The organism is Pseudomonas tehranensis (genome assembly GCF_014268615.1).
In the GTDB taxonomy this organism is placed as follows: domain Bacteria; phylum Pseudomonadota; class Gammaproteobacteria; order Pseudomonadales; family Pseudomonadaceae; genus Aquipseudomonas; species Aquipseudomonas tehranensis.
In genome coordinates, this window is sequence record NZ_JABWQV010000507.1 from 1 (window position 1) to 424 (window position 424).

Here is a 424-nt window from a genome sequence, read left to right on the forward strand (position 1 = left end):
GAAGTTGCGCAGGTTGAGATTGACCTTGGCATCCTCGACAAACCCCGATTCCGCGGCTAGAACGGGCAGGGCGGTACTGGTCAGGGCGACGGCAATGACGCTGGGGAAAAAGTGCTGTGTCGGTTTCATGGGCATGTCTCTATTTTTTTGTGGACGAAGCGGGTCGTTGCCGCAACCTTGGTTGCAGACGGTACGGTGGAACCAGCGGCGTGAAGGCTGTCGAGGATCAGCCGGGTGAGGCGGGGCGTGTGGGCATGGCATCGAACCTGTTGTTATTGGTTTTGTGCGAGCGATGGTGATGGGCGGCCCGGGATCGGTTCAATTGCCGTTTGCGGGTTTTGGGCGATTATCGAACGGCAAAAGTTGATTGTATGGATGTAATCCCTGTGGGAGGGGGTACATATCCATTGCTGCGGTAACGGCG

The 424-nt window shown here is 57.1% G+C and carries 1 pseudogene; it reads right to left on the reverse strand.

Features of this window, described 5'->3' with window-relative positions:
• A pseudogene (locus HU811_RS27200) lies at positions 1–129 on the reverse strand (outer membrane porin, OprD family); the annotation flags it as partial.
• Positions 130–424 lie beyond the last annotated feature (295 nt).